Below are 22,662 nucleotides of genomic sequence, written 5' to 3' on the forward strand. Positions count from 1 at the left end.
AGCGACGACGCCATGGGCGCACGCATTCTGGTTGTTGAGGACGAGGAAGCGCTGACCGAGCTATTGCGCTATAACCTCGAAGGCGACGGCTACGATGTCGAGACGGTGATGCGCGGCGACGACGCCGACACCCGCCTCAAGGAGCACATCCCCGACCTGATCGTGCTCGACTGGATGCTGCCGGGCCTGTCCGGCATCGAGCTGTGCCGCAGGCTTCGCGCCAGGCCCGAGACCAAGCAGCTGCCGATCATCATGCTCACGGCGCGCGGTGAGGAGAGCGAGCGGGTGCGCGGGCTTGCGACAGGCGCCGACGACTACATCGTCAAGCCGTTCTCGGTGCCCGAGTTGCTCGCACGCGTGAAGGGCCTCCTGCGGCGTGCAAGCCCCGAGCGGCTTGCGACCATACTCGCCTACGGCGACATCGAGCTCGACCGCGAGAAGCGCCGCGTCGCCCGCTCCGGCCGGCCGATCGACCTCGGCCCGACCGAATATCGCCTCCTGGAGTTCTTCCTGGAGCATCCCGGCCGGGTGTTCTCGCGCGAGCAGCTGCTCGACAGCGTCTGGGGCCGTGACATCTATATCGATGAGCGCACCGTCGACGTCCATATCGGCCGTCTGCGCAAGCTGCTCAATCTCGGCCGCGAGCAGGATCCGATCCGCACGGTCCGTGGCGCCGGCTACGCGCTGGATGATCGTTTCGCGAAGGCTGAGCAAACGTAAAAAAAGCGCGCCAAATGGCGCGCTGACGTTTCTCGATCAGGCGTCCCGGCCCTGCGCCGGGACGTTGTCGTTTGTGGCTGAACTCAGCGCGTTCCCGGCTTAGCCGGTGCGCGCCGACGATCCGCCGCCGGCTGGTAGGCGACGCGCGAGTGCTGCGCGCAATAGGGCAGGCCCGAGAGCGACTTGCCGCCGCAGAAGAAGAAATCCGGGCTCGAGGGATCGCCGACCGGCCAGTGGCAGGTCGCTTCGTTGAGCTCGAGCAGCGACAGGCGCTGGCTCATCGGTACGACATTGTCATAGGTGATGGGATCGGGCTCCACCTCGACCTCGAAGGCTTGGGCGAGGGCGGTGTTGCCGCGCGAGATCGGCCGGCTCACCCGCATCATGTGCTGCGCGGGGCGTGCCTTGCGCGGCCGGGGAGCCGCCGAGGACGGGGTCTTGGCGCGACCGGACAGGCCCAGCCGGTGCACCTTGCCGATTACGGCGTTGCGCGTCACATTCCCGAGTTCGGCAGCGATCTGGCTGGCCGAAAGCCCGGCTTCCCAGAGCTTTTTCAATTGCTCGACGCGATCGTCGGACCAGGTCAAAACCGTCATTGCACCCTTCCCCTCGCCGCGCGCCAGCCAATCCTTGGGGCCACGTGGCGATGTCTAAGCCTCGAAAAACCCGTGCCGTCAGAATCCCTTAAGGCTCGCCGGGCGCGAAAAACGCACCTGAACGTTACGCCGGTACATGAGGACTTAGAGGATCAGAACTGCTGCACGAGATGTCGTATCTGACAGGAGAAACGCTACAATATGGCGTGACTCCCGCGCAAGAGTCTGCGGCTCCGCGTCCACATGTTCCGTCTTAAAAAACTCTCAAAATCGCCACCGCAAGACTACGGGCCGCGCGCCTCGCACGGCCTTCTGGCGGCATTGACAGCGGTTTTTCCAAGCATAAAATGGTGACACGTGCCGCCCTTAAAAGGCGGCACGTTTCGTTTTCCGGGCAGGTCAATGATGCGCTGCGCAACGCAGCCTCAGCCGGCCCCAACATCCAAGTGACCGCCATGACCAAGAGCGCCGCGACGCATCTGCTTCCCGTTTTCGCCAGGGCCGAGCTCGGCTTCGAGCGCGGCGAAGGCTGCTGGCTGGTCGCAACCAGTGGCGAGCGCTATCTCGATTTCACATCGGGTGTCGCCGTGAATGCGCTCGGTCACGCACATCCGCATCTGGTCAAGGCCCTGCAGGAGCAGGCGACAAAGCTCTGGCACATGTCGAACCTGTTCCAGAGCCCGGATGGCGAGAAGCTCGCGGTCAGGCTCTGCAACGAGAGCTTTGCGGACTTCGTGTTCTTCTGCAATTCCGGCGCTGAGGCGATGGAATGCGTGATCAAGGTGGTGCGCCGCTATCACGCCACCAAGGGCCATCCCGAGCGCTACCGCATGATCACTTTCGAGGGCGCGTTCCACGGCCGCACGCTGGCAACGCTCGCTGCCACGGGGTCTGCAAAATATCTCGAAGGCTTTGGTCCGCCGATGGACGGGTTCGACCAGGTGCCGCATGGCGATCTGGAAGCCGTCAAGAAGGCGATCGGCCCACAGACTGCGGGCATCCTGATCGAGCCGATCCAGGGCGAGGGCGGCGTGCGCTCTGCTCCTCCCGCATTCTATCGCGCGCTGCGCCAGCTCTGTGACGAGCATGGGCTGTTGCTCGCCTTCGACGAGGTGCAGACCGGCATGGGCCGCACCGGCGAACTCTTTGCACATCGCCGCCTCGGCGTAACCCCCGACGTGATGTCGCTTGCGAAAGCACTCGGCGGCGGCTTTCCGATCGGCGCGTGCCTTGCGACCGCCGAGGCGGCCTCCGGCATGACGCCCGGCTCGCACGGCTCGACTTTCGGCGGCAATCCGCTCGCCGTGTCCGCGGCGAACGCCGTGCTCGACGTCATGCTCAAGCCCGGCTTCTTCGATCACGTGCAGAAGATGTCGCTGCTGCTCAAGCAGAAGCTCGCCTCCGTGATCGACCGCCATCCGGATGTCGTCAGCGAAGTGCGCGGCGAGGGGCTGTTGATCGGCCTCAAGGCCGTGGTGCCTTCGGGCGATCTTGCCACGGCGCTGCGCAACGAAAAGCTGCTCACCGTCGGCGCCGGCGACAATGTGGTGCGCTTCCTGCCGCCCTTGATCGTCACCGAGGCGGAAATCGAGGAGGGCATCGCGCGGCTCGAGCGCGCCTGCACCGCGATTGAATCCACTCTCAAGACGCCGGCGGCAAGCTGATGAGCAAGACGCCCAAGCACTTCCTGGATATCAACGAGCTGCCGCTGTCGGAGCTCAAGAGCATGCTCGCCGCCTCCTCGGCCATGAAGGCAAAGCAGAAGGCGCATCAGCCGGTCAAGCCGCTCGAAGGCAAGACGCTGGCGATGATCTTCGAGCGCCCGTCGACGCGGACGCGGGTGTCGTTCGATGTCGCCATGCGCCAGCTCGGAGGCGAGCCCATCATGCTCACCGGCGCCGAGATGCAGCTCGGCCGCGGCGAGACCATCGCCGACACCGCGCGCGTGCTGTCGCGCTATGTCGATGCCATCATGATCCGCATCCTCAATCACGATGCGCTGCTCGAGCTCGCGGCGAACGCGACAGTGCCGGTCATCAACGGACTGACGCGGCGCTCGCATCCGTGCCAGGTAATGGCCGATCTCATGACCTATGAGGAGCATCGCGGGCCGATCGAGGGCAAGACAGTGGCATGGACCGGCGACGACAACAACGTTCTCGCCTCCTGGGCGCATGCCGCCGAGCGCTTCAAGTTCAACCTCAATGTCGCGACCCCGCCGGAGCTCGCGCCGAAAAAGGCGATGCGCGACTGGGTCAAGGCGACGGGCGCTCCGATCATGCTGGGCACCGATCCGGAAGCTGCGGTGCGCGGCGCCGATTGCGTCGTCACCGACACTTGGGTCTCGATGGGCGACAAGGAGGGCGAGCGCCGCCACAACGTGCTCAAGCCCTATCAGGTCAATGCCCAGCTAATGTCGCTCGCCAAGCCCGATGCGCTGTTCATGCACTGCCTGCCCGCCCATCGCGGCGAGGAGGTCACCGACGAGGTGATAGATGGTCCGCAATCCGTCGTGTTCGACGAGGCTGAAAACCGTCTGCACGCGCAGAAGGGTATTTTGGCCTGGTGCTTTGACGCGGTGAAATAGGTTTGGATCGCCGTCCTGGCGGACGACAATGAGAGAACCGTGATGATGGCAGCGTGGCGTTGCCCTATCTTCGGTCGTCGTCCCGGACAAGTGCAGCGAAGCGGAGCGCAGATCCGGGACCCATAACCACAGGGTGGAGTTTGGCGAAGACTCGGGGTTGTCATCTCCGCCACAACGCAATCCTGTGGTTATGGGTCCCGGGCTCGCGCTTTGCGCGCCCCGGGACGACACCGAATATGGTGTGCTGTGTACGATCCATTCTGCATCAAAAACGGAGCGCCTTGCCGCCCCTTTCATTTCGTTCACTCCGACCCCAGATAGAGCGCCATGGTCCCCCAATCCCCTGACATCAAAGCCGGGCCCGAAAGTCCGGTTCGCGCGCCGTCTTCCGTTCCCGTCGACGACGCCGTGCTGCCCTTCGAGGTCGATGCGCTCGACGTGCGCGGGCGCTTGACCCGGCTCGGGCCTGCGCTCGACGATATCCTCACCAAGCACGATTACCCCGCGCCGGTCGGCAAGCTGCTCGGCGAGGCCATCGTGCTGACGACGCTGCTCGGCTCGGCGCTGAAATTCGAAGGCCGCTTCATCCTTCAGGCGCAGACTGACGGCCCGGTGTCATTCCTGGTGGTCGACTTCAAGGCGCCCAACCGCCTGCGCGCCTATGCCCGCTACGATGCCTCGCGGCTCGGCGGGGCAAAGGACTCCGGCTCGCTGCTTGGTCGCGGTCATCTCGCCATGACGATCGATCAGGGCCCGGATATGAGCCGCTACCAGGGCCTCGTCGCACTTGACGGCGGCAGCCTGGAAGATGCGGCGCATGAATACTTCCTGCGCTCCGAGCAGATCCCGACCAAGGTGCGCCTCGCCGTCGGCGAGGAATGGCGCTCGAGCGACGGCGGCAAGCACCGCTGGCGCGCCGGTGGTCTGTTGATGCAGTTCTTGCCGAAGGCGCCGGAGCGCGCGCGACAGGCCGACATGCATCCCGGCGACGCGCCCGAAGGCACCTCGCCGCATACCGTCGCCGAGGACGATGCCTGGGTCGAAGCGCGCTCGCTGATCGGTACGGTCGAGGACGTCGAGCTGATCGATCCCGATCTCTCGGGTGAGCGGCTGTTGTACCGGCTTTTTCACGAGCGCGGCGTGCGCGTGTTCAATCCGCTGGGTCTGAAAGCGGAATGCTCCTGCTCGCGCGATGCGGTGGCGGCGATGCTGAAGAGCTTTTCGCCCGATGATCGCGCCGCGATGGTCAAGGACGACAAGGTCGTCGTGACCTGCGAGTTCTGTAGCTCGGTGTATCAATTCACGCCGCACGAGGCGGGGGTGGAGAACGCCTAGCCAAGCGGTCAGAAGTCGTAGGGTGGGCAAAGCGAAGCGTGCGCACCACTGCTATCACATGATTGGAGAGGTGTTGGGCACGGTGCTTCGCGCTTTTGCCCACCCTACCGCAGCATGCCGCCCCTCAGTTCAACACCCGCTTGCCGCCATCCGGGCTATCGAGCGAAAACGTCGGCACGTCGATCTCGAAACGCTCGCCGCTTTCGTTGACCATCTGGTAGCGGCCGGTCATGAAGCCCGAGGCGGTCGAGAGCGGGACGCCCGAGGTGTATTCGTAGCGCTCGCCGGGCGCGAGGATCGGCTGCTCGCCGATCACGCCTTCGCCCTTGACCTCCTGCTGCCGCCCTGTCGCGTCGGTGATGATCCAGTGCCGCGTCTTGAGCTGCACGGTCTCGTCGCCGGAGTTGGTGATCACGATGGTGTAGGACCAGAAGTAGCGAGAGCGCTCGGCTGACGACTGCTCCGGGACAAAGTTCGGCTCGACGGTCACTTCGATCTGGCGGGTCACGGCACGGTACATGGTTGCCATCATAACGAAAACCTCACCGGGAACCAATCGCGGCCCGCAGCGTCAGCGACATCGTGCCGCCCGAATCGGCACGGTAGTTACACCCCAATGTGATCCGATCGCTTTGCGAGCAGGCCACCGGCCCGGTACACTCCTCAAACGCTGCGATTTGCGCAAGGGTTTTGGCCCGATGACCATTGCCGACCAAGTGACGGGATCGCCGATCGCCGGAACCGCGGATGCCAAGGCCTTAGATGCTAAGTCCTTGGATGCCAAGTCCTTGGATGCGAAGGCCGTGGATGCGAAGCCGCGCGCGGCGGCGCCTGCCATCACGCTGCCCGTCATCGGCGAGCGTGAGCTTCGGCTCGATCTCTTTCGCGGGCTTGCGTTGTGGCTGATCTTCATCGACCACTTGCCGCCAAACCTGCTGACCTGGTTCACCATCCGCAACTACGGCTTCAGCGACGCCACCGAGATCTTCATCTTCATCTCCGGCTACACCGCGGCCTTCGTCTACGGCCGCGCGATGCTGGAAAACGGATTCGTCATCGCCACTGCGCGGATCCTGCGCCGGGTCTGGCAGATCTATGTCGCCCACGTCTTCCTGTTCACGATCTTCCTCGCGGAAATCTCCTACGTCGCGACCAGCTTCGAGAACCCGCTCTACACGGAAGAGATGGGCATCATGGATTTCCTCAAGCAGCCCGACGTCACCATCGTGCAGGCGCTGCTGCTGCGCTTCCGGCCCGTCAACATGGACGTGCTGCCGCTCTATATCGTGCTGATGCTGGCGCTGCCGCTGATCCTCTGGCTGATGAAATGGAAGCCGGATCTCACGCTCGGCCTCTCGGTCGTGCTCTACGTGGTGACCTGGGAGTTCGATCTCTATCTTTCGGCCTATCCGAATGGCTTCTGGGCCTTCAACCCGCTCGCCTGGCAATTGCTGTTCGTGTTCGGGGCCTGGTGTGCGCTCGGAGGTGCGCGGCGCATGTCGCGGATCCTGGCATCACCCGTGACGATGTGGATTTCGATCGCCTATCTGGCGGCTGCGTTCTACGTGACGCTGACCTGGTACCTGCCGCAGCTCTCCCACTTCATGCCGAAGCGGATCGAGCAGTGGATGTATCCGATCGACAAGACCGATCTGGACGTACTGCGCTTCACGCATTTCCTGGCGCTGGCCGCGCTCACCGTGCGCTTCCTGCCGCGGGACTGGCCGGGCCTGAAATCGCCCCTCCTGAGGCCGCTGATCCTCTGCGGCCAGCACTCGCTGGAGATTTTCTGTCTCGGCGTGTTCCTGGCCTTTGCCGGCCATTTCATCCTGGCCGAGGTGTCCGGCAGTCCGGGCATGCATGCGCTGATTAGTCTCTGCGGAATCCTGATCATGTGGGCCATGGCCTGGGTGATTTCGTGGTACAAGCTGGTGGCCGACAAGAGCGGTTCCAAAACCAAAAACGCCGCCGGCAACGCCGATCTGGCGGGAGGGGGCTGATGAAGGCGAAGGTTCTCCTGAGCCTGATCCTGCTATGCGGTGCACTTGCCGCGCCTTCCGCGCGCGCCGAGGATAATGCTGCGCCTCAAGCGCCCGCAGGACCTGCGGCGTGCGAGGTGCCGTCCTACCTGCTCGCCACCGAAAGCAAGCTGCCGAAGGTCGCCGAGGCCGTAAGCAGCGAAAAACCCCTCGAAATCCTGGTCATCGGCAGCCGGTCGACCACCATCCCGTCGTCGGAAGAAAGTTCTTACCCGGCCCGGCTTCAGGCGGTCCTGAAGGAGAAGCTGCCGTCGGAACCGGTGCATGTCTCCGTAGAACTACAGAGCAAGAAGACGGCAGAAGAGGCCGCATCCGGCTTCGTTAAGCTCATGGAGGCGAAAAGGCCTACTTTGGTCATCTGGCAGACCGGGACCGTGGATGCTATTCGATCCATCGATCCCGATGAGTTCCGCGGTGCCGTCACGGATGGCGTTACTGCGCTGCAAAACGCTGGGGCCGACGTTATATTGATGAACTTGCAGTACAGCCCGCGGACCGAAACCATGATCTCGGTGCCGCCCTATCTCGATAATATGCGCGTGGTGGCGCAGGAGCATGACATCCCGCTGTTCGACCGTTTCGCGATCATGCGTCAATGGAATGATCAGGGTCAGTTTGACCTGTTCAATCCGTCGCGCGGGCCGGAGTTGGCGAAACAGGTCCATGATTGCCTTGGCCGGGCGCTGGCGCAGTTCGTCGTCGATGCAGCCCATCTCGGTCCGGCCCAGCAGCAAAACTGAGGTTTAGCGTAAATGAGTTCTTTCCGCCCTTTTGGCCTGACGGCATGGCTGGCTGCGCCCATAGCGGCCGCGCTGCTGATGCCTATTGCGTTGTCACCCGCCCACGCGCAGGCCGTGGCTGCCGCACCGACGGACCCGCAGGCCGCTGGTCCGGCCCCCGCGCCGCAGGCCACGACCACCGCGACCAGCCAGCAAGAATCTCCCGGACAGCGCGGGTTCACCGCGCGGGCCATCGACAAGGTCAAGCAGGTCGCCAAATCTGCCGGCGACATCTTTGGCCGTGTGCCATGCCTGCCGCCGAGGGGCAGCGCGAAATCGATGGGCTCGCTGCCGCATGTCGCGGGCAAGCTGGTCGCGGGCAAGCCGGTCGTCATCGTCGCGTTCGGTTCGTCGTCGACGGCAGGCTTCGGTGCGAGCTCGCCTGATTTCAACTATCCGAACCGGCTTGCCGCGCAGCTCCGCCGGCAATATCCGACCGCCGACATCACCGTCATCAACGCCGGCGTCGGCGGCGAGGACGCGCCCGAGATGATGAAGCGCCTCCAGAAAGAGGTGATCGACGTGCATCCGGACCTCGTGATCTGGCAGGTCGGCACCAATGCGGTGCTGCGCAACCTCGATCCGGGCGACACCGCCAAGCTCGTCGAGGACGGCATCACGCGCATCCAGGCGGCGGGCGATGCCGACATCGTGCTGGTCGATCCGCAGTATTCGCCGCGCGTCACCGAGCGCCCCGAGAGCGCCGGCAAGATGGTGAAGCTGCTCGGCCGCGTCGCGGAACTCCGCCACGTTGGTATCTTCCCGCGCTTCGAGGTGATGCGCGACTGGCACGAGAAGCAGGCCATTCCGGTCGAGAGTTTCGTGATCTCCGACGGCCTGCACATGAATGATTGGGGCTACGCGTGCTTCGCGCAGCTCCTCGGCGACGACATCATCCGTTCCGTCGGCCAGATCAAGCTCGGTGTCAACGTGCCTGCGGACGTGCGGACCTACCGGCCGATGTAGCTCCATTGCCGTAGGGTGGGTTAGCGAAGCGTAACCCACCACTTCTTTCGACGAGTGGAGAACTAAAGAGGTGGGTTACGCCTTCGGCTAACCCACCCTACGATTTCGAGAACGTGGTTACGCCTTCTCCAGCGCCGCGGTGAGATCCTCGATCAGATCGTCGGCATGCTCGAGCCCTGCGGAGAAGCGGATAAAACCTTCGCTGATGCCGAGCGCGGCGCGGTCTTCCGGCTTCAGGCGCTGGTGCGTCGTGGTCGCCGGATGCGTCACCAGGCTCTTGGCATCGCCGAGATTGTTGGAAATCTTGGCGAGCTTCAAGGCATTGAGCACGCGGAAGGCGGCCTGCTTGCCGCCCTTGACCTCGAAGCCGACCAGCGTCGAGCCGCCGCGCATCTGCTTCTTCACGAGGGCCGCTTGTGGATGATCGGCGCGGCCGGGATAGACCAGCCGCGAAATCTTCGGATGGCTCGCGAGCACTTCGGCAACGCGGGCCGCGGTGTCGGTCTGCGCACGCACGCGCACGCCGAGCGTCTCCAGTCCCTTGAGCAGGACCCAGGCGTTGAATGGCGAGATCGACGGCCCGGTCTGGCGCATGAAGTTATGGACGTGCTCGGCGATGAACGCTTCCGAAGACAGGATGACGCCGCCGAGGCACCGGCCCTGGCCGTCGATGTGCTTGGTCGCGGAGTAGACGACGACGTCGGCACCGAGTGCCAGCGGGCTCTGCCAGATCGGCGTCGCGAACACATTGTCGACGACGAGTCGCGCGCCGCCCTTGTGGGCGATCTCGGCAATGGCGGGAATGTCGAGCACGTCGAGCGTCGGATTGGTCGGGCTCTCCAGGAAGAACGTCTTGGTGTTCGGCTTGACCGCGCGCTGCCACTGGTCGAGATCGAGGCCATCGACCAGCGTGGTCTCGATGCCGTAGCGCGGCAACAGATCCTGCACCACGTAGAGACACGAGCCGAACAGCGCCTTTGATGCCACCAAGTGATCGCCGGCCTTCAAGGGCGCGAGGATCGCGGTCGTCACCGCGGCCATGCCGGTTGCTGCCGAGCGGGCGGCTTCGGCGCCTTCGAGCTCGATCATGCGCTGCTCGAACATCGCGATCGTCGGGTTGGAATAGCGCGAATAGATGAAGCCGGGATCCTCGCCCTTGAACCGCGCCTCGCATTCCTCGGCGCTTGCGTAGACGTAACCCTGTGTGAGGAACAGCGCCTCGGACGTCTCGCCATATTGCGAGCGCAGGGTGCCGGAATGAACCAGCCGGGTTTCGGGACGGTAAGTAGCGGGCGACTTCGACATAGGTACCTCCGACATGACCATTGATGCGAAAATGGTCACAAAAAAACCGGCCTGGATATCTCCACTGGCCGGGATCACAGAGGTCCCCGGCCTGTTTAGCGATTTATTTAACGTGGCTGCAAGCCGGCCGGCTCAAATCACCACGGGATAAGTCATGCTCATATTCCGCCATGGCCTTTTCGTCAAGGCATGCATCGGATAGCGGTAAAAGGTTCGTTTTACGCATTTTTGGATGCGTTTTGACCCGAGATGAGGACCACCGGTTGACGTTCACGGTCGCCGCCGACGCCAATGGTATCCTGCCCGACCGCATGATCGCGGCGATGGCAGATGACGGGCTCATCCTGCCTGCTTACGACTTCGTCGAAAGCCAGATCCAGCCGGCGAGCCTCGATCTGCGCCTCGGTGATATCGCTTACCGTGTCCGCGCGAGCTTCCTGCCCGGGCCCGGCGCCACTGTCGCCGAACGCATCGACGAGCTGAAGCTGCATGAGTTCAGCCTCACCGACGGCGCGGTGCTGGAGACCAATTGCGTCTACATCGTGCCGCTGCTCGAGAGCCTCGCGCTGCCGCCGGAGATCGTCGCGGCCGCCAATCCGAAAAGCTCGACCGGGCGGCTCGACGTCTTCACCCGCGTGATCGCCGACGGCACCCGCCGTTTCGACATGATCGGTGCGGGCTATCACGGCCCGCTCTATGCCGAGATCAGCCCAAAAACGTTTCCGGTACTGGTGAGCGAGGGCTCGCGGCTCTCGCAGGTGCGCTTCCGCACCGGCGATGCCATCCTCAACATCGATCAGCTCGAGGCGCTTCATGCGACCGAGCGCCTCGTCGACATTGACGAGGCCGATCTCACCGGTGGTGTCGCCGTCTCCGTCGATCTCTCCGGCGAAAAGGGCGGCGGCTTCGTCGGTTATCGCGCCAAGCGCCACACCGGCGTCGTCGATGTCGATCGCCGTGCCGGCTACGCGGTCGAGGATTTCTGGGAGCCGATCTCGGCGCGTCCCGACGGCAGCCTCATCCTCGATCCTGGCGAGTTCTACATCCTCGCCTCCAAGGAAGCGGTGCAGGTTCCGCCGGACTATGCCGCGGAGATGGTGCCGTTCGATCCGCTGGTCGGCGAATTCCGCGTGCACTATGCCGGGTTCTTCGATCCCGGCTTCGGCTACGCCGGTGCGGGCGGGCAGGGGGCGCGCGCGGTGCTCGAGGTGCGCTCGCGCGAGGTGCCCTTCATCCTCGAGCACGGCCAGATCGTCGGCCGTCTCGTCTACGAAAAAATGTTGGCGCGCCCCGACGCCATGTACGGCCAGCGCATCGGCTCGAACTACCAGGCGCAGGGCCTGAAGCTCTCCAAGCACTTTCGGGTGTAGCCGTATTTCGTAGCCCGGATGGAACGCAGCGAAATCCGGGGCTTTCGCCAAGCAGGGTCCGGGATTACGCTTCGCTCCATCCGGACTGCTCCTCGGTGAAGGAGGGCGAAATGACAGATCAATCCGAACTCGACGCAAGAATCCTTGATGATGCCGCGGATGCGCTGATCTATTCGGATCGGGCGGGCACGATCGTTCGATGGAATCGCGCATCGAGCGCTCTGTTCGGCTTCTCGGCACAAGAAGCGCTCGGCCAGAACCTCGACCTGATCGTACCCGAGCATTTGCGCGCCGCGCATTGGAAGGGCTTTGAGAGTGCGACGTCGAGCGGCACGATGAAGCTTGCCGGCCGGCCCACGCTGACCCGCGCGCTGCACAAGAGCGGGCGCAAGCTCTATATCGAGATGACCTTTGCGCTGGTCCGCGATGTTGCTGGTGCCGTGCTTGGCGCCGTGGCTATGGCGCGCGACGCGACCGAGAGGGTCGAGCGCGAGCGCGCGGCCAAGGCCGCATCGCCGCCGCAAACTTCGTGATGCGGAATTGGACGAAGGAGCTGAGGCGCCCTGCATGAGCGTCCGGTTGCCTGTCACCGGGGGCGGTGACACACTCGATCAAAACAATGATCGGGAGCGAGCATGGCCACCGCTTTGGACTCCGCGCAGGAAGCCCAGTGGAAACGCTGGCGTGCCATCGCCGATCTCTACCACGCTTATTTCACCGGCCTCATCCTCACCGTGGTGACGCGGCGCGGCACGGCGGATGCTGCCGAGTTCGTCTTCCGTGTGTTTCGCCGCCAGCAGCAGGAGCGTTTCCTGCCAGGGCTCGACAAGCTCGGGCTGCGCCATCTGCCGCCGGCGGTCGCGGCCGCGCAATATCACTATCTCTCCAACTGGATCGGCGGCGTGCATGTCGAATACATGTATGAGAGCGATCGCAAGGCCTGGATCCGCTATCCGCCACCGCGCTGGATCTGGAAGGGCCCCGCGATCTGCGGCATTCCCGGCGAAGTGTCACGCGCGATGCTGCGTGGCTGGCACGCCAACAATGGCGTCGTGCTCGGCGACCTCAGGCTCGGCTTCGTCTGCACCAAGCAAAGCGTCGATGGCCAGGATGGGCTCGAAGGTTACTACTACGAATATGATGATCCCCTCGAACTCGCCCAGCGCCTGGTATTCGCGCGCCATCTCGAAGCACCACTCTTCGATGCGAACAGCGCGCCGGCACTGCCGGTCGCGAGCTGGCCAAAGCCGCGGCTGGAAAAAGCCTATCGTAATTACGCGATGGAATATGTCCGTACGGCCGCGCCCGTGATGGTGCAGTTGTTTGGTCCCGAGGATGCCGGATATTTGCTGCATCTGACGGGCAAGCTGATCGGCATGCAGAGTTTTGACGAGGCCGCGGCGGCGCTGGGCACGCGCCGCGGCGGCGCGAAGGAGTTTGCATCTTTCTTGAACGTGCTGCTCGCCGCGCAGGACGATGCGGCCGATCTTGCTGCGTCGGGAGGCACATTCGAAATCCGCCAGCAGAGCTGGAAGCTGATGGACGACGTGGCGGATTACCATCGCGCTTGCGCGAAGGTGCTGGAAGGCCTGTTCGAAGGCCTTGCGGCCGGGTGCGGGCGTCATATCGATGTCAGTTTGAAAGCTGGCACAGGCGGCAAGCCTCCACTGGTGTGGAGCATCGGCTAGGCAACCCTCGATCCGTGCACTCCATCTCGCCGCGCTTGCGGGGATAGTGAAGCACCTTCCGCGTGCCGAAATGCGCCACCGCATGGGGGCCTGTGCGCGGGACGCAGGTGGAATCAGCCTCTGGCGTGCTAACACTGGTCATTCATCTCGTTCGTGCAGGGGTTGAATCCGGTCAATTGACGGTGAACGTGATCGCGCTCACAGACGCCGCGGCCAATTCGCCGTAGCAGTTCAGAAGGCTTTTCGGAGAGGAAATGTCCGACGTCGGCGTCGCCGAGCTTCCCGTCGAGGAGGAGCGTCCCGAGCCGCCGCCATCGCGGCCGGAGAGGCCTGCTGCGCCACGCAGCGCGCTGGTCGATGGACCGATCCTGCGCACGCTGCTCAGCCTCGCCTGGCCGAATGTGATCGGGCTGTCCGCGGGCACCTGCGTAGTGATCGCGGAGACCTCCTATATCGGCCGCCTCGGCGTGGAATCGCTCGCCGCGATGGCGCTGGTGTTTCCTTGCGTGATCCTGATGATGACGATGTCCGGCGGTGCGATGGGCGGCGCGGTGGCCTCCGCGATCGCGCGTGCGCTCGGTGCCGGCGATCGCGATCGCGCCGGCACGCTTGCCGCGCACGCGCTCCTGATTGGCATCGCCTTTGGCCTCGTCTTCATGCTGGGCATGCTGATCTTCGGGCCGCATCTGCTCGAGCTGCTTGGCGGCCGCGGCAACGTGCTGGCGCAGGCGATCGCCTACACGCAGGTGTTCTTCGGCGGCGCGGTGCTGGCCTGGCTGCTCAATACCTTGGCCGGCGTGCTGCGCGGTACCGGCAACATGAAGCTGCCTTCCCTGTTAATGCTCAATTCGGCGGTGTGTCAGATCATCCTGGGCGGCACGCTGGGTCTCGGGCTTGGGCCGATCCCGCAATTCGGCATGCGCGGCGTCGCCGCCGGCGCGCTTATCGCCTATACGATCAATATCAGCGTGATGAGCTGGTACCTGTTTTCCGGCCGCGCCCGCGTCGTTCCGAAGCTGGCCGGCTTGAAGATCCAGTGGGCGATGTTCTTCGACATCCTGAAAGTGGGCGCCATCGCCTGCTTCTCGCCGCTGCAATCGGTGCTGACGATCTCGATCTTCACCCACCTGCTGGCAAAATTCGGCACGGCGATCCTCGCCGGTTACGGCGTCGGTGCGCGGCTCGAATTTCTGCTGATCTCGATCGCGTTCGCGTTCGGCATCGCCTCGGTGCCGATGGTCGGCATGGCGATCGGTGCCGGCAAGATCGCACGCGCACGCCGTATTGCCTGGACGGCCGGCGTGGCCGCATTCTTCGCGGTGGGCACGCCCGCGAGCCTGGTTGCGATCTTCCCCGATCTCTGGGTCAATATCTTCACCGACAGTGCGACCGTGCGCGCCACGAGCCATCAATATCTCTCCACCGTCGCGCCGTTCTACGCCTTCATGGGCCTTGCCACGGCGATGTATTTTTCATCGCAGGGCGCGGCCAAGGTGCTGGGGCCGGTGCTGGCCCAGACTGCGCGACTCGTCTTCATCGCGGTCAGCGGCTGGTGGCTGTCGACGCACGAAGCGACCGCACAAAGCTTCTTCTGGCTCGCGGCAAGCTCGATGGTCGTGCTTGGAACGCTCTCGTGTTCCAGCGTCGTGCTGACGCGCTGGGGACCGCGCGCGAGCAAGCCTGCGATCAGGCCGGCTCCTTCGGCCGCGGCGGACTAGGACCAGCCTGCTAGACTTTTGTTTCTAAATGTTTCTTATCGCTAGTTGGCAACATCGAGTAACCGGCCCAGCTCCTTGCCGAAGGCCCCGCGCAAGCTCTCGAGGGCAACGTCACCTCGAGTCCAGCAAAAGCACGGGAAGCCACCATGACCTCGATTTCGGCGCTCTCCTCCCGCCACCACCACTCATCGCCGTTGCAGCGACTACAAGATGAGCTGCAAGCGGAAGTCAGTTCCGGCGCGATCGATTCGTCCGATCAGTCGGCGCTGTCGTCCGCGCTCAGCGATATCGATTCCTCCTTGCAATCAAGCAGCGCGAGCGATCAATCCAGCGGGAGCGGATCGTCGCCTGATGCTTTCAAGTCAAAGATCGATGGTCTCATCCAGCAGGAAGTTTCGGCCGGCAAGCTGACCGACCAGCAGGCTACCGAGCTGCAAGGTATCTTCAAGGCGGCGTTTTCCCATGGACCGGATGGGGCAGCTGGACCAGGTGGAGCAGGTGGACCGCCGCCGCCCGACGGCCCTCCTCCGGCCAACAGCACGGATGGTTCGTCAAGCGGGAATTCGACGGTGGACCTGCTTCAACAATTCCTCGACTCGCTGAAAAGCCTGCTCACGGATTCGACCTCTTCCACCGCGACGGGATCAAGCGACACGACGAATGCAAGCGGATCTTCCTCGGCCAATGCCACGGATAGTTCGTCAAGCGGCAAGTCGGCAGCGGACCTGCTTGAACAATTTCTTCAGTCGCTGAAGAGCTCGCTCGCGGATTCGACCTATAGCGCGACGCAATCAAGCGACCCTTCGCTTTCCGGCGTCCTCATCAACGACCGGATCTGATCACAGCGACGCATCAGATGCCTGGCTCGGCGCAACCATCCTTCGCCCACGGACGGGTGGTTGCTTCGTTGCTAAGGTTGCCACGCGGCGGCGGTTCGCCGGGGTGCTTTAGCGGTGCTTGTGGCGGCGGTGGCCACCGCCGCCGATATTCGCGAGCCGCATCAATTGCGGGATCATTGCCATCATGTCGCCGCCGCCCGAACCGCCGAGCATCCCCATGATGTCGCCACCGCCCATGCCCATGCCGCCCATCGGTGCGTAGCCGCCGAAGCTGCCGCCGCCAAGACCGCTTCCGCCCATCATGCCGCCAAAGCCGCCGCCATTCTCCATCATGCGGCTCATCATCGGGCCCATGGTCTGCATCAGCATGGCGAAGCGGCGCTTGCCCATCTTCGCCTTCATCATCTCCAGCATCGGCGCCATCTGGGTCATCATGTCCTGACCGCCGGCGCCTCCGCCGCCACCGAGACCTGCGAACTGCGCGCTGGCCGGCATGCTCGTGATGGAAAACAGCAGCAGCACGGCGGCTGCCTGGCAAACCACCTTGTCAGCACCTTTCATAGCTAGCTCCCTGCATGCGTGGCGCCGCCAGGAGAGCGGAGCCAAACGGACGCACGGGGCCACTGTTAGGTCCGGCGCGGGGAGGGCTCTGTGAAAATCATCACAGAGGAACCGCTTATCCCGGGAACGCCCTGTGCATCGCATACACCGCTTCCCTGGTCTGGCCCTGCACGTAGGGCGCGAGCTCATTCGGCAACATGTCGATGGTCCAGACCAGCCGGCATTTCGCCTCGCTCTCAGCGATCACCTGAACCGAGGCGCTGTAATGCTTCAGCCGCTCGTTGTTGATTGCATAGACCAGCCGCTGCCGCGCCTCGTCGCAATCGACCAGCACCTCGCGCGCCACCGAGCCATTGGAGAAGGTGACGATGCGCGCATCGCCATCGAGCCGGCACGCCGTGACGAAGCCCGGCACGAGACGTTCGTGCAGGGCACCGAAATCGCGCACCGCGTCCCACACGGCGCGTGCGGGAGCGTTGAGAGGAATGTCGTTGTGGATGGAGGCCATGGGTGTGTCCTATGAGGGAGTCATTCCGGGGCGCGCGAAGCGCGAACCCGGAATCTCGAGATTCTGGGTTCGGTGCTGCGCACCGCCCCGGAATGACGGGGTATGTGGAGCGCGCGTACGTCACCGCCTCACGTGCACACCGCCTCGACATTGTTGCCGTCGGGGTCGATCAAGAACGCCGCGTAGTAGGTCGGGCTGTAGTCTTTTCGCGGGCCGGCGCCGCCGTTGTCGCGGCCGCCTGATTTCAGGCCTTCACTGTGGAATGTCTTCACGGCGTCGTGGTCCTTGGCCCGGAACGCGATATGAGCGCCGTCGGCCTTCCGCCCTTTGTTCAGATGCAGCCAGAGCGCCGGCTCGCCCTTCGGCCCGAAGCCGGCGTAACCGTCGCCGCTCGAGCACAGGACATAGCCGAGGGGACTGAGCACCGCGGTATAGAATTGCGTGCTGGCGTCGAGGTCGGCAACGCGCAACCCGATATGGTCATACATGATCGTCTCCGTTCGAAAAGCGCACGCGTGTCGGCGCTGTCGGAGACGACCCTAGTCAGTTGAGGGCGAGCCGCTCTTGGAAAATCTTGCGCATCCCGCGCGAGGCCTGGCGAAACTTTGTCGGTGATACGCCGGCTGCGCGATGGAAGGTGCGGACGAAGTTTGAGAGATCGCCGAAGCCGACGTCATAGGCGATGTCGGTGACCGGGATGTCATGATCGCTCAAGAGCCGCGCCGCGTGCCGCAGCCGCGAACGCACGAGAAATTGATGCGGGGTAACGCCGAGTACGCTTCTGAACAGCCGCAGGAAGTGGAACGGGCTGAGGCCCGCCTGCCGCGCGGCATCGTCGAGATCGATATCCTCGCCGGAATTCTCGTCGATCCACAGCGCACTCTCCACCGCGCGGCGGCGGTCGCGGGTCGTCGGCGACACTGGCCTGCGCGCCTTGCCCGAGACCACCTCGATGAAACGGCTCGCAAAGATCTGGCCGATCTCGTCGATCCCTAAGTCGCTGTTGCCAACTGCCGCCGTCTGGGCCAGCTCGCCCAGCACCATCAGCTCAGGCAGCGGTGGCGTGGCGCCGACCTGCCAGACCTCGCGCCGTCCGCCCAGCGCTGCAACGAGATCGTTGCCGATGAAGAACGACAGGCACTCGTCGCCGCTGACATGCTCATGCGTGCAGGTGTATTCCTCGCCGGGACGGCCGACCAGCACGGAGCCGGCTACCAGCTCGAAGAAGCCGGCCCGGCAATGGCAGCCAAAGCTGCCTTCGCGGACATAGGCGAGCGAATGGCCGGTGCGATATTCGGCAAACGGCTTGTCGTCCGGTCCCGCATCGCAGCGAAACCGCGACACCGTCATCGCAGGCGTCGTCTTCAGCGTGATCGCTTCCATGCTACCTATCTAGGTAGGTGCGCGCGGCGGAGCAACGGGCAGCAGCACTTCGAACAGCGTCTTGCTGGCGGTTGGACGGGCGCCCTCGAGCGAGAGCAGCCGGCGTTTTGAGATCACCCCGCCGTAAGGCGAGATCCGGTCGGCGTAGTTCCCGACTTCGAGCACGCGGTGGCAGGGCACTATGATCATGAAGGGATTCTTGCTGATCGCTTGCGCCACCGAATGCGAAGCGCCGGAGGCGCCAAGCGCCTTCGCGATCTCGCCATAGGTCCGGGTCTCCCCGCGCGGGATGGCGCGGGTAAAATCATAGACCCGCCGGTTGAAGCCTGGCACGCCGCTCATGTCGAGGCTGATGTCGGGGAGATCGGCGGCGTCGCCATGCAGGAACGCCGCGATGGCCTCGATCGCAAGCTCGGTATTGCCAGACGGCCGTTGCTCACGCGCCTCGGGATGAACCCGAAAGATCCGGCGCCTTGTGTCGAGCTCCCGCGCCTCCGGCAATTGCACGGCCACGATCCCGGCACCGCGCCAGACGATGCCGCAGCGGCCGATCGCCGTGCCGAATATCGCGTAAGACCGCCCCATCATGTGCACGCCCCACTCATGCACGTCCTTAGCCCGGATAAAGATCATAACACCGCCACAATCGGGCACACCCCGAAATCTTGCCAACAGGTTAAGAAGCGTGAGGGCGAACGCGCCAAAGCGCTTGGCGCGAGGCGCCGTCTCGGCTAATCAAGGGGGACGCGGACCACGCGTCTCGCGGGCGTAGTTCAATGGTAGAACGGCAGCTTCCCAAGCTGCATACGAGGGTTCGATTCCCTTCGCCCGCTCCAAGCCTTGCTCATCTGCCGTAGCCCGCATGCAGCGAAGCGGAATGCGGGATCTGTCGGACGCCGGTCCGGGATTGAGCTGCGCTTCATCGGCGCTACGCTTGCTATGAGATAGATATGACTGGCGATCAATTGATGAAGCAACGAATAGCCGACGCAGACGAGACGGCTTGTTTGGGACGCGTAGTAGCCATTGCCTGTGATCACGGGGGCTTTGCTCTCAAAGAAGCCCTGAAAGGCGCTTTGCCCGATGTGACGTGGCTGGATTTAGGCACGAATAGTGCCGATTCCGTCGACTACCCCGATTTCGCCGGCAAGCTGGCCGACGCCATCAAGGCTGGCAAGGCCGGACGTGGCATTCTGATCTGCGGATCGGGTATCGGCATTTCGATCGCCGCCAACCGCCATCCGCATATCCGTTGCGCGCTTGCGCATGATGTCACGGGCGCGCGGCTGTGCCGCCAGCATAATGACGCGAATGTTTTGGCGCTGGGCGGACGGATGACCGGCGAAGCGGTGGCGAAAGAATGCGTCGAAGTGTTCTTGAGCACGAAATTCGACGGCGGTCGCCATCAAAGGCGCGTCGATAAACTGGGCTCCTGTTAGGACGGCAGACTTGCAAGTGATTTTCCGCCGCGCCTCAATTCGGCAGGCTGCGCAAAAACTCGATCAGCGCCGCATTCACCTCGTTCGGACGTTCCTGCTGGGTCCAGTGGCCGCAGCCGGGGAGCATCTGAATGTCGCGGAGCTGTGGCACCGATTGTTTCATGTTGGCGAGATGCTCGGCCGCGCCGGGGAAGGCGATGACCATGTCGTGGTCGCCGGCGATGAAGAGTGCGGGTACCGTGACCTTCGCGCCTTCGAAGGCGGCCATCAGATCCCAGTTGCGATCGACGTTGCGATAGTAGTTGAGAGGACCGCGAAACCCGCTGCGGGCGAACTCGGCGGCATAGAAATCCAGATCGCTCGCGCTGAGCCATGACGGCAGCGGCACCGGCACGCTCGGCAGCATGCCGCCGGTCCGCGACACCATGCCGACGCCGACGCTTCTGCCGGCGCTCGCTGCCCTGGCGCGGATCGCAGCCGCGCCTTCGCCTGATCCGCCATAGAGCATCGCACCGAGCGTTTTTCGCGGATCCTTTTCGAACTCCGCTTCGGCTGTGCCGGGCGCCTGGAAGTACAATTGATAGAACTGCGCCTCCGCCGTCTGCGGCATCAGGCTCGTCGGCGGCGCCGGGCTGCGCGGGCGGAACGGCACGCTGAGGATTGCGGCGGCACGGAAGCGATCCGGCCGCAGGCGCGCGGTGTGCCAGGCAATCGTCGCGCCCCAATCGTGCCCGACGATCACGGCGGTGGGCGCTTCAAGCGCGTCGAGCAATCCGACGAGATCACCGATGAGATGGAAGATCGTATATTGATCGATCGCCTCTGGACGGTCGCTCTTGCCGTAGCCGCGCATGTCAGGCGCGACGGCATGGAAGCCGGCCGCGGCCAAGGCCGCGAGCTGGTGGCGCCAGGAGTACCAGCTCTCGGGAAAGCCGTGGCAGAGCAGCACGAGCGGCCCTTCACCCTGTTCGGCGACGTTGAGGCTGATGCCGTTGGTCCTGATCATCCGCTGGGTTGGCTGGCTCATGTGTGATTGCCTCGCTCATGCATTGCCCCCCTGCCGTCGATGCATCCTAATCGGGCGTTCGCCGCGCGCAAAGATTCTAATATATTAGCTTCTCGATCCCGGCGCACGCCGCGCGCCGCGCTAAGCTTGCTCTTGCCTTGGCGGATGCGGTTCGTGCGCCGGCCGATGTTCGGATGAGGGCCGGGACCTGCAAAAATGGACCAGCAAAAGCTCGACAGGGCGATCGGTCGCCGATTGAAGACATTGAGGATGCATACCGGCATGACCTTGAACGAACTCGCGGCGCGCTCGGGCGTCAGCCGCGCGATGATCGGGCGGGTCGAGCGCGCGCAGAGCAGCGCCACGGCGGCGCTGCTCGGAAAGCTCTGCGCGGCGCTGGACGTGTCGCTCAGCGACGTCGTTGCGCTCGCCGAAAAACCGCCGGAGCGTCTGGTGCGGCTTGCCGACCAGCCGCAATGGCGCGATCCCGAGAGCGGCTATCGCCGCCGTCATGCCTCGCCGACCGATGCGGCGAGCGGCATCGAGATCATCGTCGTCGATCTGCCGGCCGGTGCGCGCGTGCCCTACAGCCCATGGGGCCGCACCGCCTTCACCCAACAGCTCCTGATGCTGGAGGGCGCGATCTGTGTCCATATCGACGCCAAGACGCTGCGCCTGCGCGAAGGCGATTGCCTCGACTTCGACGTCATGCGCGCGGTGACCTTCGAAAACGAAAGCCGGCAGGATGCGCGCTACGTCATCGTCATCCGGCGCGGCACTAGCTACGGGAAAAACTGATGCCTCTGATCGTGCGCGATGCCACGCTGGAAGATGCCGCCGATATTCTGGCGATCTACAATTTCGCCGCGCTCAACACCACGGCGGTGTGGACCGACGGCCCGTCGGACCTGGAGGCACGGCGCGACTGGATCCGCGCCCGCGGCGAGGCCGGCTATCCCGTGCTGGTCGCAATGCGCGGATCGGATGTCGTGGGCTTTGCCTCGTTCGGTGACTTCCGCCCGTGGCCCGGCTATCGCCACACCGTGGAGAATTCGGTCTATGTCGACGAGCGCCACCACCGCTGCGGCATCGGTCGCAGCCTGATGGCCGCGCTGATCGAGCGCGCCACCGCCATGCGCAAGCACACGATGATTGCAGGCATCGAGGCCGCCAATGCGGGCTCGATCGCGCTGCATGCCTCGCTCGGCTTCGTCGAGGTCGCGCGCATGCCGGAGGTCGGCTGCAAGTTCGGCCGCTGGCTCGATCTGGTATTCATGCAGAAGCACCTCGCCACCGACATCACGCCGTGAGGAGGGGCAAAATGCAAATCCGTACCGGCGACACCTACGACCCGCGCGTGATCGCACTGCTTGACCATCACGTCGCGGCTGCGCGGGCGCAGACTGCGCCGGGCAGCGCGCATGCCCTCGATCTCGCCGGCCTCCGCGCGCCCGACGTCGCGTTCTGGACCGGCTGGGATGGCGACACGCTGGTCGCCACCGGCGCGCTGAAGACGCTCTTGGCTGATCATGGCGAGGTGAAGTCGATGCACACGATTCAGACTGCGCGCCGGTGCGGCTTTGGCGCGCTCATGCTCAGCCATATCATCGGCGAGGCGCGCGGACGCGGCATGGCGCGGCTGAGCCTGGAAACCGGCTCCTGGGATTATTTCAAGCCCGCGCACGCGCTCTACCGGGCGCATGGCTTCGTCGATTGCGGTCCCTTCGAAGGCTATGTCGAGGATTCCAACAGCCTGTTCCTGACGCTCGACCTGACCGGGCGCTGAGACCCGCCTGCGGCTTATGCCAGCAACCGGGCGACCG

Annotated in this window: 25 protein-coding genes, 1 tRNA gene and 1 riboswitch; of the genes, 17 read left to right on the plus strand and 9 right to left on the minus strand. The window is 64.2% G+C overall.

Features of this window, described 5'->3' with window-relative positions; genetic code table 11:
* Positions 1-12 precede the first annotated feature (12 nt).
* The gene (gene phoB / locus SO156_RS09085) at positions 13-720 is read left to right on the plus strand and encodes a phosphate regulon transcriptional regulator PhoB (RefSeq protein ID WP_449377720.1); all 708 of its coding nucleotides are present in this window, start codon (positions 13-15) and stop codon (positions 718-720) included.
* Positions 721-803: 83 nt separating this feature from the next.
* On the opposite strand, the gene SO156_RS09090 is transcribed toward phoB, so the two are convergent.
* On the minus strand, positions 804-1,316 hold the full coding sequence (locus tag SO156_RS09090; protein WP_254102331.1) for a GcrA family cell cycle regulator: 513 nt from the start codon (positions 1,314-1,316) through the stop codon (positions 804-806).
* Positions 1,317-1,771: 455 nt separating this feature from the next.
* On the opposite strand from SO156_RS09090, the gene SO156_RS09095 reads away from it, so the two are divergent.
* The 3 genes from SO156_RS09095 (at position 1,772) to SO156_RS09105 (ending at position 5,238) form a co-directional block, all read left to right on the plus strand.
* Complete coding sequence (locus tag SO156_RS09095) at positions 1,772-2,980, plus strand: aspartate aminotransferase family protein (protein WP_458148496.1); 1,209 nt, start codon at positions 1,772-1,774, stop codon at positions 2,978-2,980.
* Positions 2,980-3,903, plus strand: a complete 924-nt coding sequence (argF, locus tag SO156_RS09100) for an ornithine carbamoyltransferase (protein WP_458148497.1) — start codon at positions 2,980-2,982, stop codon at positions 3,901-3,903. Before SO156_RS09095 ends, argF begins: the two co-directional genes overlap by 1 nt.
* A gap of 327 nt (positions 3,904-4,230) precedes the next feature.
* Complete coding sequence (locus SO156_RS09105) at positions 4,231-5,238, plus strand: Hsp33 family molecular chaperone (protein WP_458148498.1); 1,008 nt, start codon at positions 4,231-4,233, stop codon at positions 5,236-5,238.
* A gap of 124 nt (positions 5,239-5,362) precedes the next feature.
* On the opposite strand, the gene apaG is transcribed toward SO156_RS09105, so the two are convergent.
* On the minus strand, positions 5,363-5,758 hold the full coding sequence (apaG, locus tag SO156_RS09110) for a Co2+/Mg2+ efflux facilitator ApaG/CorD (protein ID WP_027521510.1): 396 nt from the start codon (positions 5,756-5,758) through the stop codon (positions 5,363-5,365).
* 178 nt (positions 5,759-5,936) lie between these two features.
* Between apaG and SO156_RS09115 the strand changes: the two genes are divergently transcribed.
* The 3 genes from SO156_RS09115 to SO156_RS09125 are packed head-to-tail and all read left to right on the plus strand — an operon-like array spanning position 5,937 to position 9,022.
* The gene (locus SO156_RS09115) at positions 5,937-7,238 is read left to right on the plus strand and encodes an OpgC domain-containing protein (RefSeq protein ID WP_498534543.1); all 1,302 of its coding nucleotides are present in this window, start codon (positions 5,937-5,939) and stop codon (positions 7,236-7,238) included.
* Positions 7,238-8,017 (plus strand): SGNH/GDSL hydrolase family protein, encoded by a 780-nt coding sequence (locus SO156_RS09120; protein WP_498534544.1) that lies wholly within the window; start codon positions 7,238-7,240, stop codon positions 8,015-8,017. The genes SO156_RS09115 and SO156_RS09120 overlap by 1 nt, the downstream gene beginning before the upstream one ends.
* Positions 8,018-8,029: 12 nt before the next feature.
* Entirely contained in the window at positions 8,030-9,022 is a 993-nt protein-coding gene (locus SO156_RS09125; protein WP_498534545.1) for an SGNH/GDSL hydrolase family protein, read from the plus strand.
* 117 nt (positions 9,023-9,139) lie between these two features.
* On the opposite strand, the gene SO156_RS09130 is transcribed toward SO156_RS09125, so the two are convergent.
* On the minus strand, positions 9,140-10,327 hold the full coding sequence (locus SO156_RS09130) for an O-succinylhomoserine sulfhydrylase (RefSeq protein WP_458148501.1): 1,188 nt from the start codon (positions 10,325-10,327) through the stop codon (positions 9,140-9,142).
* A gap of 74 nt (positions 10,328-10,401) precedes the next feature.
* A riboswitch (SAM riboswitch) is annotated at positions 10,402-10,481 on the minus strand.
* A gap of 109 nt (positions 10,482-10,590) precedes the next feature.
* On the opposite strand from SO156_RS09130, the gene SO156_RS09135 reads away from it, so the two are divergent.
* From SO156_RS09135 to SO156_RS09155, 5 genes are all read left to right on the plus strand, one after another.
* On the plus strand, positions 10,591-11,697 hold the full coding sequence (locus tag SO156_RS09135; RefSeq protein WP_458148502.1) for a 2'-deoxycytidine 5'-triphosphate deaminase: 1,107 nt from the start codon (positions 10,591-10,593) through the stop codon (positions 11,695-11,697).
* Positions 11,698-11,807: 110 nt separating this feature from the next.
* Positions 11,808-12,230, plus strand: coding sequence for a PAS domain S-box protein (locus SO156_RS09140; RefSeq protein WP_498534546.1), 423 nt, complete (start codon positions 11,808-11,810; stop codon positions 12,228-12,230).
* A gap of 102 nt (positions 12,231-12,332) precedes the next feature.
* The gene (locus SO156_RS09145) at positions 12,333-13,385 is read left to right on the plus strand and encodes a hypothetical protein (RefSeq protein ID WP_498534547.1); all 1,053 of its coding nucleotides are present in this window, start codon (positions 12,333-12,335) and stop codon (positions 13,383-13,385) included.
* A 254-nt stretch (positions 13,386-13,639) separates the two neighbouring features.
* Positions 13,640-15,103, plus strand: a complete 1,464-nt coding sequence (locus SO156_RS09150) for an MATE family efflux transporter (RefSeq protein ID WP_498534548.1) — start codon at positions 13,640-13,642, stop codon at positions 15,101-15,103.
* 146 nt (positions 15,104-15,249) lie between these two features.
* Complete coding sequence (locus tag SO156_RS09155; protein ID WP_458151227.1) at positions 15,250-15,942, plus strand: hypothetical protein; 693 nt, start codon at positions 15,250-15,252, stop codon at positions 15,940-15,942.
* A 108-nt stretch (positions 15,943-16,050) separates the two neighbouring features.
* Here the strand turns inward: SO156_RS09155 and SO156_RS09160 are convergent, their stop codons facing one another.
* From SO156_RS09160 to SO156_RS09180, 5 genes are all read right to left on the minus strand, one after another.
* Positions 16,051-16,503: a hypothetical protein gene (locus tag SO156_RS09160; protein ID WP_498534549.1), complete on the minus strand. Its 453-nt coding sequence runs from the start codon at positions 16,501-16,503 to the stop codon at positions 16,051-16,053.
* A gap of 115 nt (positions 16,504-16,618) precedes the next feature.
* Positions 16,619-17,011: an SRPBCC family protein gene (locus SO156_RS09165; protein ID WP_498534550.1), complete on the minus strand. Its 393-nt coding sequence runs from the start codon at positions 17,009-17,011 to the stop codon at positions 16,619-16,621.
* 128 nt (positions 17,012-17,139) lie between these two features.
* The gene (locus SO156_RS09170; protein ID WP_458151224.1) at positions 17,140-17,499 is read right to left on the minus strand and encodes a VOC family protein; all 360 of its coding nucleotides are present in this window, start codon (positions 17,497-17,499) and stop codon (positions 17,140-17,142) included.
* Between the two features lie 55 nt (positions 17,500-17,554).
* The gene (locus tag SO156_RS09175) at positions 17,555-18,394 is read right to left on the minus strand and encodes a helix-turn-helix transcriptional regulator (protein ID WP_498534551.1); all 840 of its coding nucleotides are present in this window, start codon (positions 18,392-18,394) and stop codon (positions 17,555-17,557) included.
* Between the two features lie 9 nt (positions 18,395-18,403).
* Positions 18,404-18,982, minus strand: coding sequence for a methylated-DNA--[protein]-cysteine S-methyltransferase (locus SO156_RS09180; RefSeq protein WP_498534621.1), 579 nt, complete (start codon positions 18,980-18,982; stop codon positions 18,404-18,406).
* A 174-nt stretch (positions 18,983-19,156) separates the two neighbouring features.
* Between SO156_RS09180 and SO156_RS09185 the strand changes: the two genes are divergently transcribed.
* Together SO156_RS09185 and rpiB are read left to right on the plus strand one after the other, a co-directional pair.
* A tRNA-Gly gene (locus SO156_RS09185) sits at positions 19,157-19,230 on the plus strand.
* A 114-nt stretch (positions 19,231-19,344) separates the two neighbouring features.
* Positions 19,345-19,833, plus strand: a complete 489-nt coding sequence (gene rpiB, locus SO156_RS09190) for a ribose 5-phosphate isomerase B (protein ID WP_458151221.1) — start codon at positions 19,345-19,347, stop codon at positions 19,831-19,833.
* A gap of 34 nt (positions 19,834-19,867) precedes the next feature.
* On the opposite strand, the gene SO156_RS09195 is transcribed toward rpiB, so the two are convergent.
* Positions 19,868-20,860, minus strand: coding sequence for an alpha/beta fold hydrolase (locus SO156_RS09195; RefSeq protein ID WP_498534552.1), 993 nt, complete (start codon positions 20,858-20,860; stop codon positions 19,868-19,870).
* Between the two features lie 195 nt (positions 20,861-21,055).
* Here SO156_RS09195 and SO156_RS09200 point away from each other — a divergent pair, with 195 nt between their 5' ends.
* From SO156_RS09200 to SO156_RS09210, 3 genes are read left to right on the plus strand one after another with little or no spacing between them, the layout of a single operon-like run.
* Positions 21,056-21,637 carry a helix-turn-helix domain-containing protein gene (locus SO156_RS09200; RefSeq protein WP_458151219.1) on the plus strand — a complete coding sequence of 194 codons (582 nt, stop codon included), beginning with the start codon at positions 21,056-21,058 and terminating at the stop codon, positions 21,635-21,637.
* Positions 21,637-22,149 (plus strand): GNAT family N-acetyltransferase, encoded by a 513-nt coding sequence (locus SO156_RS09205; RefSeq protein ID WP_498534553.1) that lies wholly within the window; start codon positions 21,637-21,639, stop codon positions 22,147-22,149. The genes SO156_RS09200 and SO156_RS09205 overlap by 1 nt, the downstream gene beginning before the upstream one ends.
* Positions 22,150-22,160: 11 nt before the next feature.
* The gene (locus tag SO156_RS09210; protein ID WP_498534554.1) at positions 22,161-22,625 is read left to right on the plus strand and encodes a GNAT family N-acetyltransferase; all 465 of its coding nucleotides are present in this window, start codon (positions 22,161-22,163) and stop codon (positions 22,623-22,625) included.
* The last annotated feature ends 37 nt before the right edge of the window (positions 22,626-22,662 follow it).

The sequence above is a fragment of the Bradyrhizobium sp. UFLA05-125 genome, assembly GCF_059803515.1.